At 74.2% G+C, this 13,302-nt stretch carries 8 protein-coding genes and 1 pseudogene; 4 read left to right on the top strand and 5 right to left on the bottom strand.

What is annotated here, in order from left to right; translation table 11 throughout:
• Nucleotides 1–16 precede the first annotated feature (16 nt).
• Both ACIP67_RS19470 and ACIP67_RS19465 read right to left on the bottom strand, forming a co-directional pair.
• Nucleotides 17–1,369, bottom strand: a complete 1,353-nt coding sequence (locus ACIP67_RS19470) for a copper amine oxidase (protein WP_401693115.1) — start codon at nucleotides 1,367–1,369, stop codon at nucleotides 17–19.
• A 129-nt stretch (nucleotides 1,370–1,498) separates the two neighbouring features.
• Nucleotides 1,499–2,362: a Tat pathway signal sequence domain protein gene (locus tag ACIP67_RS19465; RefSeq protein ID WP_401693114.1), complete on the bottom strand. Its 864-nt coding sequence runs from the start codon at nucleotides 2,360–2,362 to the stop codon at nucleotides 1,499–1,501.
• Nucleotides 2,363–2,555: 193 nt separating this feature from the next.
• On the opposite strand from ACIP67_RS19465, the gene glgX reads away from it, so the two are divergent.
• The 3 genes from glgX to ACIP67_RS19450 all read left to right on the top strand — a co-directional run bounded on the left by glgX (nucleotide 2,556) and on the right by ACIP67_RS19450 (nucleotide 8,608).
• The gene (gene glgX, locus ACIP67_RS19460; RefSeq protein ID WP_401693113.1) at nucleotides 2,556–4,676 is read left to right on the top strand and encodes a glycogen debranching protein GlgX; all 2,121 of its coding nucleotides are present in this window, start codon (nucleotides 2,556–2,558) and stop codon (nucleotides 4,674–4,676) included.
• 84 nt (nucleotides 4,677–4,760) lie between these two features.
• Complete coding sequence (gene treY, locus ACIP67_RS19455; RefSeq protein ID WP_401693111.1) at nucleotides 4,761–7,109, top strand: malto-oligosyltrehalose synthase; 2,349 nt, start codon at nucleotides 4,761–4,763, stop codon at nucleotides 7,107–7,109.
• A gap of 248 nt (nucleotides 7,110–7,357) precedes the next feature.
• Nucleotides 7,358–8,608 carry a M14 family zinc carboxypeptidase gene (locus ACIP67_RS19450; RefSeq protein WP_401693282.1) on the top strand — a complete coding sequence of 417 codons (1,251 nt, stop codon included), beginning with the start codon at nucleotides 7,358–7,360 and terminating at the stop codon, nucleotides 8,606–8,608.
• Between the two features lie 216 nt (nucleotides 8,609–8,824).
• Here the strand turns inward: ACIP67_RS19450 and ACIP67_RS19445 are convergent, their stop codons facing one another.
• The 3 genes and pseudogenes from ACIP67_RS19445 to ACIP67_RS19435 form a co-directional block, all read right to left on the bottom strand.
• Complete coding sequence (locus tag ACIP67_RS19445; protein ID WP_401693109.1) at nucleotides 8,825–9,307, bottom strand: SSI family serine proteinase inhibitor; 483 nt, start codon at nucleotides 9,305–9,307, stop codon at nucleotides 8,825–8,827.
• Nucleotides 9,304–10,624: pseudogene (locus ACIP67_RS19440) on the bottom strand (M14 family zinc carboxypeptidase). Before ACIP67_RS19440 ends, ACIP67_RS19445 begins: the two are co-directional and overlap by 4 nt.
• 193 nt (nucleotides 10,625–10,817) lie before the next feature.
• Entirely contained in the window at nucleotides 10,818–11,369 is a 552-nt protein-coding gene (locus ACIP67_RS19435; protein WP_401693107.1) for an FHA domain-containing protein, read from the bottom strand.
• 157 nt (nucleotides 11,370–11,526) lie between these two features.
• On the opposite strand from ACIP67_RS19435, the gene treZ reads away from it, so the two are divergent.
• A complete protein-coding gene (gene treZ, locus ACIP67_RS19430; protein ID WP_401693106.1) occupies nucleotides 11,527–13,272 on the top strand; it encodes a malto-oligosyltrehalose trehalohydrolase in 1,746 nt (581 codons plus the stop codon).
• The last annotated feature ends 30 nt before the right edge of the window (nucleotides 13,273–13,302 follow it).

Here is a 13,302-nt window from a genome sequence, read left to right as displayed (position 1 = left end):
ATGGACAGGTCGTTTCTCAACCTCCGCTGTCGGGCCGTCCGTTCTGGCTCGCGAGGGCGCGCGGAGTGAGCGGATTCATAGCCGTGACGTCCCGCGGGGCGAGGGAGAAGCCCTGCCAGTGGACCGGCATGGGCTGCTGGTCCTCGTCCCGGGCGACATGGTGGAAACCGACGTTGACCCAGGCCACGGGGTGGGTGAGGGTCTGGCCGTTCACCCATGTGTCCACCGAGGTACCGTGCCGGGGGCTGCCGCAGTCGCGCACGTTGTTGCTGGCGTACTGCTCGCACGGGTCGTACTGGGTGAAGTAGACGTCGTGCCGGGTGAAGGCGCGCCCCGGGTAGGTGGTGCCGGCGCCGGTGACGATCTCGTAGGACCGCGGGTGGCCGTCCTTGTTCTTGCCGGCCGTGCTCACCACGCGCCACCAGCGCATGTTCGCCGCGTCGCCCGCGCGTTCCTTGGTGACGGCGGTGCGGGTGGTCCTGCCGGCCGGGCCCGGCCGTCCGGAGGCGGGCGGGCTGACCTTCGTGTCGTACTGCTCGACCTTCGTCTTGGAGGAGCCGTCGAGGCCGAAGTCGAGCCGCCAGAACACGTTGTGGCTGTGGCTGGTGGCGTACGCCTTGGCCCCCTTGCCCAGCGGCCAGCCCCGGCCGTCCCCGGCGTCGTAGTCGAAGGGGGAGAGGCTGCCGGTGGCGCCGACGTTCATGCCGATGGTGCCGTCGTCGGAGAAGCGCCACTCGGTGATGTACTCGTACCAGCCGACCTTGTTGACGCTGTAGACCAGCAGGTCCTTGCCCTGGGCCTGGTGGACCCCGCCCGAGTCGGCCTGCATGCGGTAGGCGTGTCCGTGCGCGCGGGTCGTGGTGCACAGGCCTTTGACGTTCGGGGTCCCGGAGTTGTACGCCTCCGGCACCTTCACCGTCTTGACGGTGCCGCCGGGGCACTCGGCGGGGGCGAGGTTCACCATGCCGTTGCCGAAGTTGAAGTCGGTGATGTCGTTGTACTCGTTCTTGCCGTCGTCGTACGGCACGTGGATCTGGGCGATCCGGGCGCTGTTGAGGACGCGGATCGGGCGGGACTCACCGGGCGGCTGGTAGGAGATCTTCTCCAGGACGATGCCGGACTTCGCCTCGTGGCGCCAGCACATGCGCCAGGTGGTGCCGGAGGTGAGCTTCTGCTGGATGCGGTAGGCGGCGCTGCACTCGGCGGCGGCGGCCGCCGGGGCGGCCTCGGGCCGGGCGGCGGCCGGGCCGGTGCCGCCGGCCGACGCGGCGGCGGCCAGCGCGGCCACGGACAGGCCGAGGGCCGCGGCCTGGCGGGCACGGCCGGCGCCCCGCGGCCGGAGGCCGCTGTTCACGGACTTGACGCGCATGAGGAGATGACTTCCTGTGCGTTCCTGCGGCGGACTGTGAAGGTGTCGGAACTCGACGGCCGAGCGGCGGACGGGCGGCTCGGCCGGTGCGCCTGCCGACCGGCCTCGCGAGCGGCCCCGCGGGCGGCCTCAGCCGGTGAGCCTGCCGACCTTGCGGTCGCTCAGGTCGATCAGCAGGGACCGGGCGTCGATCCACGGTCCGTTCCTGACCTTGGGCAGCAGCCGTACGCAGCGGTGGACACCACAGCTGTCGAAGGCGGCGGGCTGGGCGCCCGGCGAGGCGTGGTACACCATGCCGAACGGCACCAGCTGGTCCGGGGAGGCGAGTTCCCTTCCGGTGGCGTCCTTGTAGTCGGCCTTCAGGCCCGCGCCCAGCGGGTCGGCGAGGAGCAGCCGGACCGCCTCGGCCTCCTCGGCCGCGTTGAGCGGCGGCTGGACGCCCTGCTGGGTGCCGGTGCTCTCGACGGTGCCGGTGTCGAGGTTGACGGTCCGGGTGACGAGGGTGTCGTCCTTGTAGTCGTAGAACGTCACCTCGGCGCGCCGGGGCGCGTCCGGGTCGTCGGCCTCGGCCGCGGCCGGCTCGGCGAGGTCGACGCCCAGCCGCTGCGGGCCGCGGTCGCCGTCGACGTCCTCACCGGCCTCGAGGAACTGCCGGTTGAGCGCGATCCGTTCGGCACGCGCGCTCTCGTCGTCGGTCAGCGGATCGCGGCCCTCCCCCCGGGTGCCCTCGGCCGGCGCCGCCTCGACGACGCCGGGTTCCACCGCGGCCGAGCCGCCCTGCTGCCCGGCGCCCTGCCCCGTACCCTGTCCAGCGCCCTGTCCGGTCTCCTGTTCCGCGGCCGCCTGTCCGGCGGCCTGCCCGGTGCTCCCTGCGGTCCCGTCCGCCCCCGCCGGTCCCGGCAGGGTGATCGCGATCATCGCGGCCGTCGCGGTCAGCGCGAGGCCCGCGCCTGCCACCACCTTGCCCAGGTGGCGGCGCACTGTCGTGCGCACATCTTCCCCCTACTCCCCCATGGCCCCGGGAGTACGTGATTTCTGCCCCACTGGTTCGGCACACACCGATTTCCGGCGTATGCACCGGTCGACGGGTAAGAGGGACATACGTCACAGGTGGTTCCCTCACTTTCCGGGAGACTCGATGCCAAGGCACCCCCAGCGGGGCGGCACACCTGAAAGAGTCGTATCCATGCAGGTCTGGCCTGGAGAGGCATATCCCCTCGGCGCCACGTACGACGGCGCCGGTACGAACTTCGCGGTCTTCACCGAGGCCGCGGACCGAGTGGAGCTGTGTCTGTTGCACGACGACGGCTCCGAGACGGCCGTGGAACTGCGCGAGAGCGACGCGTTCGTGCGGCACGCGTACGTGCCCGGCATCATGCCCGGACAGCGCTACGGCTTCCGGGTGCACGGCCCGTACGCGCCGGAGCGCGGGCTGCGCTGCAACTCGGCGAAGCTGCTGCTCGACCCCTACGCGAAGGCGATCAGCGGCTCGGTCCGGTGGGGCGAGGAGGTGTACGGCTACCACTTCGGCTCGCCCGACCGGCGCAACGACCTCGACTCGGCTCCCCACACGATGACGTCGGTCGTGGTCAACCCCTACTTCGACTGGGGCGACGACCGGAGCCCGCGCACCGAGTACCACCACACGGTGATCTACGAGGCCCACGTCAAGGGCCTGACGATGCGCCACCCCGGGCTGCCGGACGAACTGCGCGGCACCTACGCGGCCCTCGCGCACCCGGCGATCATCGAACACCTCACCGAGCTGGGCGTCACGGCACTGGAGCTGATGCCCGTACACCAGTTCGTCAACGACCACCGGCTGGTCGACATGGGCCTGAACAACTACTGGGGCTACAACACCATCGGTTTCTTCGCCCCCCACAACGCCTACGCCTCCTGGGGCGACCGCGGGCAGCAGGTCCTGGAGTTCAAGTCGGCGGTGCGGGCGCTGCACGAGGCGGGGATAGAGGTCATCCTCGACGTGGTCTACAACCACACCGCCGAGGGCAACCACCTGGGCCCGACGCTGTCCTTCCGGGGCCTGGACAATCCGCAGTACTACCGGCTGACCGACGATCCGCGCTACTACATGGACACCACGGGCACCGGGAACTCGCTGCTCATGCGGTCCCCGCACGTCCTCCAGCTCATCATGGACTCGCTGCGGTACTGGGTCACCGAGATGCACGTCGACGGGTTCCGCTTCGACCTGGCGGCGACCCTGGCCCGCCAGTTCCACGAGGTGGACCGGCTGTCGTCGTTCTTCGACCTGGTGCAGCAGGACCCCGTCGTCTCGCAGGTGAAGCTGATCGCCGAGCCGTGGGACGTCGGCGAGGGCGGCTACCAGGTGGGCAACTTCCCGCCCCTGTGGACCGAGTGGAACGGCAAGTACCGCGACACCGTGCGGGACCTGTGGCGCGGCGAGCCGCGCGCGCTCGCGGAGTTCGCCTCCCGGCTGACCGGCTCCTCCGACCTCTACCAGGACGACGGCCGCCGCCCGCTGGCCTCGATCAACTTCGTGACCTGCCACGACGGCTTCACCCTGCACGACCTGGTCTCCTACGACCACAAGCACAACGAGGCCAACGGCGAGGACAACCGGGACGGCGAGAGCCACAACCGGTCCTGGAACTGCGGTGCGGAGGGCGACACCGACGACCCGGCGGTCCTGGAGCTGCGCGCCCGCCAGATGCGCAACTTCCTCGCCACGCTGATGCTGTCCCAGGGCGTGCCCATGATCAGCCACGGCGACGAGATGGCCCGCACCCAGCGCGGCAACAACAACGCCTACTGCCAGGACAGCGAACTGTCCTGGGTGCGGTGGCCCGACCCCGGCCAGGACGACGGCGCCGGCCTGCTGGAGTTCACCCGGGCGCTCGTCCGGCTGCGCGCGGAGCACCCCGTCTTCCGCCGGCGCCGCTTCTTCCACGGGCGGCCCGTGGAGGGCACCCACGACGAGCTGTCGGACATCGCCTGGTTCACCCCCGAGGGCAAGGAGATGACCCAGCGGGACTGGAACTCGGCGCAGGCGTCGGCGCTGACCGTGTTCCTCAACGGCAACGCGATCTCCGAGCCGGGCGCGCGCGGGGAGCGGATCACCGACGACTCCTTCCTGCTGATGTTCAACGCCTCGCCGCGGCCGCTGGAGTTCGTGGTGCCGGTCGACCACGGGCGGCAGTGGCAGGTGGTCGTGGACACGGCGGACCCGGCGGCACCGGCGCGGGGCGTGGGCGCCAAGGTCGCGGCCGGGGACCGGCTGACCCTGGTGGACCGCGGCATGACGGTGCTCCAGCGACCGGCCTAGCAGTGCTGTCCCGGGTGGGCCGGCGTCCGTCCACCTGGCGGGTGCGGTGACACGATCAGGGGCGCGGCGGGTACGTAGGTCTGCATGACCTCTGAGCGCACCGCCCCTGTCGTGCCCACGGCCACCTACCGGCTCCAGGTGCAGCCGGCGTTCCCGTTCGCGGCCGCGGCGGCGGCCGTGCCGTACCTGGCGTCGCTGGGGGTGTCGCACCTGCACCTGTCGCCCGTGCTGGAGGCCGTGCCCGGCTCCCCGCACGGGTACGACGTCGTGGACCCCACGCGCGTGCGCGAGGAGCTCGGCGGGGAGGAGGGTCTGCGGGCGCTGTCCCGCACCGCGCGGGAGCACGGGCTCGGACTGGTCGTGGACATCGTGCCGAACCACATGGCGGTGGCCCCGCGCCACAACCGGGCCCTGTGGGAGGTGCTGCGGGAGGGCCCGAGGTCGCCGTACGCGCGCTGGTTCGACATCGACTGGGAGGCGCAGGGCGGCCAGCTGCTGCTGCCGGTGCTGGGCGGGCCGGTCGGCGACGAACTCGGCCGGCTCCGCGTCGACGGCGGTGTCCTGCGCTACCACGACCACGAGCTGCCGCTGCGCGAGGGCACCGAGGACCTGCCGCTGCCCCAGCTGCTGGACGCGCAGTGGTACCGGCCGGTGTGGTGGCGGCTGGCCCGCACCGAGCTCAACTACCGGCGGTTCTTCAGCATCTCCGAGCTGATCGGGGTGCGGGTGGAGGACCCCGAGGTGTTCGAGGCCACGCACGCGAAGGTCCTCCAGCTGCTGCACGAGGGCGTGGTGGACGGGCTGCGCGTCGACCACCCCGACGGCCTCGCCGACCCCGACACCTATCTGGAGCGGCTGCACGGGGCGAGCGGGGGCCGCTGGACGGTCGTGGAGAAGATCCTTGCGGACGAGGAACGCCTGCCGGACTCCTGGCCGGTCGCCGGCACCACGGGCTACGACGCCCTGCGCCACGTCGACGGGCTCTTCACCGACCCGCGCGGCGCCGGCGAGCTGCTCGCGCTGTACCGGCGTTTCGCGGCCCCGCAGACCGACCGGGGCGGCCAGTGGGCGGCGACGGCCCGGCGGGCGGCGTACGGGGTGCTCGCGCACGAGCTGGCCACCGAGCTGGACCGGCTGACCCGGACGGCGGTGCGGGTGTGCGCCGCCTCCCCGGACCCTGCGCTGCGCGACCGGGCGCCCTGGGCGCTGCGCACGGCCCTGGAGGAGCTGCTGGTCCGGCTGGAGGTGTACCGGCCTTACGCCTCGGGTGACGCGTCCGAGGTGGTCACCGAGGAGGCCGCCGGGGAGGCGCGGCACGCCTTCGTGGTCCCCGAGGAGGCGGGCGCGGTCGACGTGGTGCGCGCCCTGGTGCTGGGCGGCGGCTCGGGCCCGGCGGCGGTGGAGTTCCGGACGCGGTTCGCGCAGACGGCGTCCGCGCTGCGGGCCAAGGCTCTCGAGGACACGGCGTTCTACCGGTACGTGCCGCTGCTGTCGGTGAACGAGGTGGGCGGCGATCCGGGCCGGCCGGGCGTGTCCCCGGACCGGTTCCACGCCTACTGCGCGCGCGTGCAGCGCGACTGGCCGGCGACCGGGACGGTGGTGTCGACGCACGACACCAAGCGCAGTGCCGACGTGCGGGCCGCGCTGGCCGTGCTGTCGCAGTGCCCGCGGCGCTGGGAGGAGGTCCTGGAGCAGGTGACGCGGGCCGAGGAGGCCGTGCCGGACGGGCAGACGGCGTGGGTGGTCTGGCAGACGGTGTTCGGGCTCGGGCCGGCGGCCCCCGAGCGGGTCGGGGAGGCGCTGCTCAAGCACGTGCGCGAGGCGGGGCTGTACACGAGCTGGACGGAGCAGGAGCCGCCGTACGAGGAGGCGGTGGCCGCGTTCGTCGCGGCGGGGCCGTGCGGGGCGCCCGGCGAGCGGGTGGCCGCGCTGCGGGAGGCGTTGGAGCCGCACATCCGGGCGAACGTGCTGGGTACGGCGCTGGTGCACCTGACGATGCCGGGGGTGCCGGACGTCTACCAGGGCACGGAGGGCGAGTACCGGGCCCTGGTGGACCCGGACAACCGCCGGCCCGTGTCCCTGCCGCCGGAGGCTCCCGGTGCCAAGGGCGAGGTGACGGCGGCGGCGCTGCGGCTGCGCCGGCGGCGGCCGGACGTCTTCGGGGAGTCGGCGACGTACGCGCCGCTGACCGCCGAGGGGCCGGCCGCCGGCCACTGTCTGGCGTTCGCGCGCTCCGGGGAGGTCGTCACGGCCGTGACACGTCTGTCGCTGCGGCTGGCGGAGGCGGGCGGCTGGCGGGACACCCGGCTCGCGCTGCCGCCGGGGCGGTGGGCCGACGCCCTGGACGGCGGACGGAAGTTCACCGGGCACGCGCGCGTGGCGGAGCTGTTCCACCGGCTGCCGGTGGCGCTGCTGGAACGGGTGGCCGACTAGGTGTTCTGTCCTGGGAGGTTGTGGACGGGCGGCGGCAGCGGGTCGCCGGCCGGCGCTCCCGCCCGTCGCCTGCCGGCCGCCCGCGGCGTCGCGGAGATCCGTCGGGAGCGCCCTGAGCGCGCCGGCCGCTCCGACGCGGTCCGGTACGCGCATCCGGGCGCCCCGGGGAGGCTCCCCTGGGCGTTCTTGACAGCGCGGGGCGTCCATGGGGTACTGCGGATGGCGAAGGCCGGGCTGACGTGACGGGGGTGAGTCTGGTGCCGGAGCAGCGCTACCCCACGGTGCGCGAACTGACCTCGCTCGCGGGGTCGTTGACCGCGCTCCAACCCGGTCTGTGCGCGCTGCGCCGGGTGGGGCTCTCCCGTGCGGGACGGCCGCTGCACCTGCTGTCCGTGGGCCGTGCCCGACGCGCGGTGCTGGTGGTCGCCGGGGCGCACGCGAACGAGCCGACCGGCGGGCCGACCCTGCTCGCGCTCGCCGAACGGGTGGTGCACGAGAGGGAGTTGCGGGACGGTCTGTCCTGGCACTTCCTGCTGTGCGCCGACCCCGACGGGGCGAGCCTGCACCGCGCCCCGTCGCCGCGCAGCCTGCTCGACTACCACCTCGGCTTCTTCCGGCCCGCGGGCCCGGAGCAGCCGGAGTGGTCGCCCGCCGTCCTCCCGCCGGACCGGCTGCCGCCCGAGACGCGCGCGCTGACCCGGGTCATCGACGAGCTGCGGCCCTACCTCCAGGTGACGCTGCACGGCACCGACCTGGGCGGCAGCTGGGTGCAGCTGACGAAGGACATCCCGGGGCTGGCCGAGCCGTTCGCCAAGTCGGCGGCGCAGTTGCACATACCGGTGGAGACGGGCTCCTCCGACGCGGCGGGCTGGCCGGCGTCCGGGCCCGGGGTGCACGTGATGCCGGAGCCGGGGGCGGGCGCGGCGTACCCGAGCATGCCGGACGACGCCCGGCACAGCACCTGGTACCACGCCCACCGCTACGGCGGTCTGACCGCGGTCGTCGAGGTGCCGATGTGGGCGAGCGACATGGTGGACGACCCCGCCCCGCACCCCGCCCCGGCCGCGGCGATCCGCCGCCTGGCGCACCGGCTGCTGCGGGACGCGTGGGAGGTGGAGCGGGTGCTGGCGGAGGCGCTGCCGCGCCTGGAGGGGGTGGACGGGCCGTTGCTCAGAGCGGCCCGGTGGGGACTGGAGCTGGTGCCGGGTCTGGCCGCGGACCTGACCCACACCCCACCGGCCGACACGACGATGGCGTACGTCGGCAGCGTGGACGCCTTCGCCCGGCGGCTGCCGCTGCGGGCGGCGGCGATGCTGTGGCGGGTCCTGCGGGAGCGGGAGGACCGGGCGGCCCCCCGGCTGGAGCACCTCGTCGCGGCCTGGAGCGAGTCCTTCGCCGAACGCTTCCGTGCCCGCTGGGTGCCGGTGGAGCACCAGGTGGAGCACCAGTCCCGTACGGTCGTGGCGGCGGCGCTGCACGCGCGCGAGGGGGCGGCGTAGGCGCGGGCACGCGGCAGACCGCGGGCGGCACGCGGAACATGCAGGTGCACAGGTGCTACAGCCGCACTGGTGCCACGGCTGCACTGGTGCCACGGCTGCACAGGTGCCACGGCTGCACAGGTGCCACGGCTGCACAGGTGGACGGGTGCGCACACGGCCGTACGCCCCCGGAGCCGCCCGCCCGCCTACGGGGAGCCCCGAAGCGGACCGCGGAGGTCAGTCCCCCGACCGCTCGGCAGGACCGGGGAGGGCGGGCGGAAGACCGGGAAGGCCGGGCGGCCGCTCGTCGTCCAGGGCGAACACGGCGCCCGTCTCGGCGTACATCACGCAGGCGTTGGCGAAGTCCTCGGTGTACGTGACGGTGCGGCCCTTCCACCGCCCGTGGGCCTCGGCGGTCACCGGGGCGTACACCAGGGAGCAGATGCCGTCCCCCGCGGGGATGGAGCGGATGTCACCGCGCGCCGCGTCGAGGTCGGCGCAGGCCTCGGCGGCGCGGGAGTGGCCCCGGGGCGGGTCGCACAGCAGCAGGGTGCCGCGGGTGCCGGCGGAACGGGGGCCGCCCCCGGTGACCGTCAGCCGGACCCAGTCGCCGGGCAGCCCGTCGCGGGGCGCGGCGGCCGGCACCGGGGCGGCGGCGAGGAGGAGCGCGGTGGCGGCGGAGAGGGCGCCGAGCACGGGGTGTGGGGGGAAGTGCCTCATTCCCGGTGCATCGGCACGGCGGGCCGGCTTCCCCAGTCCGGCTCACCCGATCGTGCGGGACCGGCGGCGTGGCGCCCGGCGAGGTCGAACGCCGCGAGCACGACCCGCACCTGGTACTCCACCTGGCGGGCGACGGGGATCCAGCGCGCCTGGAAGCCGTCGCGGTAGTCGGCGCACCACCGGTCGATGAGCCCGTCCAGCTCCGGCAGCGCCCCGGCCGGGTCGTGTCCGGCGCCGGTGACGAGCTGGTGCAGCAGACCGGCCGTCCGGACGGCGATGCGGCGGCCGGCGATGCGCAGGGCGGTCAGATGGGCGGTGCTGAGCGGCGGGAGCGGATGGGTGGGGTCGGCGGTGTCCGGGTCCCAGGCGGTGGCGAGGCCGGGGCAGACCAGGAGATAGTCGTCGACCGGCGCGAGCAGGCGTGCGGCGTCGGGGGTGCCGGGGAGGTGGGGCCGTACCCGGGTGAGGAGCCGTTCCAGGAGGCGGGTGTCGTGCCGCAGGGTCCCGCTGACCGTGCGCAGCGCCGCGTCCCGGTCGGCGGGCGGGGAGGCGTCCTCGACGGCGGCGACCCCCCACATGGGCGACTCGACGACGGCGGTGACCGTGCCGTGCCGGTGCGGGTGGTACCAGGTCGACTCGACGGCCCTCGGTGATGGCGGCGGCCAGGTCGCGCGGGCGTGGCGGCGGGATGCGGTAGACGGCGGGTCCGAGGCGGGGCCAGTACAGGGTGTCGTAGGCGCCGAGTTCGCGGGGGATGCCGAGGCGGGCGGCGGCGTGGGCCGTCCGCTGGGCGAGTCCGGGCAGGTCACGGGTGAGTTCCACGAAGCCGCCGCCGACGTCGACGCCGTGCAGCGAGCACTGGAAGAAAGGTTTCAGCTCGTCCTGGAGGCGGAGCAGCGCGCGGGTCTCGGGCAGGGCGGCGGCGGCCGCTCCCTCGGGCAGCCACTCGGGCTGTTCGAGGAAGCCCGGGCGGAAGAACCGCCGGAAGTAGCGGCCGAGGGTGTACGGACCGGTCAGCCAGCCCTCGTTGTGGCGCAGGCCGTCGGGGTCCAGGCACAGCAGCAGGTTCCAGGTGGCGTCGGCGCCCTCGGCGAGGCGGGGGTCGGCGAGGACGCGTTCGGCCAGCCGCAGGACGGTGGCGCCGCCGACGGGCTCGTTGGCGTGCGGTCCGGCCACGACGAGCGCCTGGCGGGTGCCGTGTCCGACGGACAGCAGCCACAGGGGCGTGCCCGCGCGGGAGAGCCCGACGCGGCGCAGCCGGGCGTCCCCGGGCCGGCGGGCGGCGAGCGCGGCCGCGCGGGCCGCGATCTCGTCCACGGTGGGGTAGCGCAGGAGTGGCGGCAGGGCACACCTCCGCGTCGGAGCGCCGTCGGTTCGTCGGTTCGCCGGTTCGCCGGTTCGTCGGTTCGTCGGTTCGTCGGTTCACCGGGAGTGCGCGGTGTACGCACAGTGAGTCATGGCGCGGGGGGTACGTCAACACCGCCGCGGGCGCGAGGACTTGGGGCGGTGTTCAGTTCGCCGAGAGGCGGAACGCCAGCTGTCCGAAGGCGACCTGGTCCCCCTCGCGGACGACGGCCGCGCCGATGACACGGCGCCCGTTGACGGTCGTGCCGTTGGTGGAGCCGAGGTCGCGCAGCACCCACATGCCGCCCTGGCGGCAGAGCTCGGCGTGCACGCGGGAGACGCTCTCGTGGGTGAGCCGCAGGCCGCTCGCGGGGTCCCGGCCGATGCGCAGGGTGTGCTCGGTGCCGGGGTGCGGCAGGAGCAGCTTGGGCAGCCGCTCGGCCTGCCAGGCCCGCCGCAGCCGGACGGTGAACCCGGAGACGGCCTCGACGGTGCCGAAGACGACCCGGGAGAAGCGGTTCTCCCGGGGCAGGTCGGCGGTGAGGGCGGCGAGTTCGTCGGAGCGCCGGGCGGTGAGCGCCAGCTCCATCCGGCGGATGAACGTGTCGTGCGACAGGCGGCCCATGGCGACGCCGTCACGCAGCACCTTCAGCGCCCTGTCGCGCTCCGCGTCGGACAGCCGCGCGGGGTACGTGTTGAACTCGAAGGACGACGTCACGCTGGTGATTGTCGGTCAGTGAACCCCGGGTGTCCAGGAAACGGGAAATCCGTGCTCCTCGCGCGCGTGCCCGGGTGTTCGCCCGGCGGATCCACCGCGGGTGGAGCACGATGGGAGGGCTGGGGCATCACGGTGAGCAGACGAAGGGGAACCGTCCGTGCAGTTCGAGGTGTGGGCACCGCAGGCCGAACGAGTGACGCTCCAGTGCGACGGGGCCACGCGCGCGCTGGAGCGTGATCCCGGGCGGGCGGGCTGGTGGACCGGCGAGGCGGAGGCCGCGGACGGCTCGCGGTACGGCTTCGCGGTGGACGACGGCCCGGTCCTGCCCGACCCGCGCTCCCGCCGTCAGCCGGACGGCCCCGACGGCCTGAGCGCCGTGGTGGACCAGTCGCGCTTCACCTGGCGCACGCCGTGGCCGGGCCGCCCGCTGCGGGGCGCGGTCCTGTACGAGCTGCACGTGGGCACCTACACCCCCGAGGGCACCCTGGACGCGGCCGCCGAGCGGCTCGGGCACCTCGCGGAACTGGGCGTCACACACGTCGAGTTGCTCCCCCTGTGCCCCTTCCCCGGCCGGCACGGCTGGGGCTACGACGGTGTCTCGCTGTGGGCGGTGCACGAGCCGTACGGCGGGCCGGAGGCGCTGAAGCGGTTCGTGGACCGGGCGCACGGCCTCGGGCTCGGCGTCGTCCTGGACGTCGTGCACAACCACCTCGGCCCGTCCGGCAACCACCTCCCGGCCTTCGGCCCGTACTTCACCGACACGCACCACACGCCGTGGGGGTCGGCCGTCAACCTCGACGCGCCCGGCTCGGACGAGGTCCGCGCGTACCTGCTGGAGAGCGCGCTGGCGTGGCTGCGCGACCACCGGCTGGACGGGCTGCGCCTGGACGCGGTGCACGCGCTGGCCGACACGCGCGCGTACCCCTTCCTGGAGGAGCTGTCGGCGGCCGTGGACGCCCTGGCCGCCGAGACGGGCCGGCCCCTGTTCCTGATCGCCGAGTCCGATCTGAACGACCCGCGGCTGATCACCCCCCGCCGGGAGGGCGGGCTGGGCCTGCACGCGCAGTGGAACGACGACTTCCACCACGCCCTGCACACCGCCCTCACCGGCGAGTCCCAGGGGTACTACGCCGACTTCGCCCGCGACCCGTTCGCCGCGCTCGTCAAGACCCTCACGGGCGGCTGGTTCCACGACGGGACGTATTCGAGCTTCCGGAACCGCCACCACGGCCGTCCCCTGGACCGCACCCGGCTGCCCGCGCACCGGCTCCTCGGCTACGGCCAGACCCACGACCAGATCGGCAACCGCGCCCAGGGCGACCGCCTGTCGGCCACCCTCTCCCCCGGCCTGCTGGCCTGCGCCGCCGCCCTGGTCCTCACCGCCCCCTTCACCCCGATGCTCTTCATGGGCGAGGAGTGGGCGGCGGGCACCCCCTGGCAGTTCTTCACCGACCACACCGACCCCGACCTCGCCGAGGCCGTACGGCGGGGCAGACGGCGGGAGTTCGCCGCGCACGGCTGGGCCGAGGAGGAGGTGCCCGACCCGCAGGACCCGGCGACGCGCGACCGCTCCTGCCTGGACTGGTCCGAGCCGCGCCGCGAGCCCCACGCGCGCGTGCTGGCCTGGTACCGCGAACTCATCGCCCTGCGCCACGCCCAGACCGACCTCACCGACCCCGACCTCACCGACCTGAAGACCGCCCACGACCCCCAGGCCCGCTGGCTGGCCTTCCGGCGCGGGGACGTACGGGTGGCCGTCAACCTCGGCAAGGAGACGGCGGCGATCCCCCTGGGGCCACGCCCCGCCCGCGTCCTGGCCGCGTGGGAGCCGGTGGCGGCGCCGGGGGCGGACGGGTTGCTGCATGTGCCGGGGGAGGCGTGTGTGGTGCTGGAGCAGGAGTAGGGCGTGTTCGGTGCTGGAGCAGGGGTGGCG

The sequence above is a fragment of the Streptomyces sp. NPDC088812 genome, assembly GCF_044750285.1.
GTDB lineage: Bacteria > Actinomycetota > Actinomycetes > Streptomycetales > Streptomycetaceae > Streptomyces.
The sequence above is the reverse complement of the archived record's forward strand: the minus strand, read 5'-3'. Positions and strand labels throughout refer to the sequence as shown.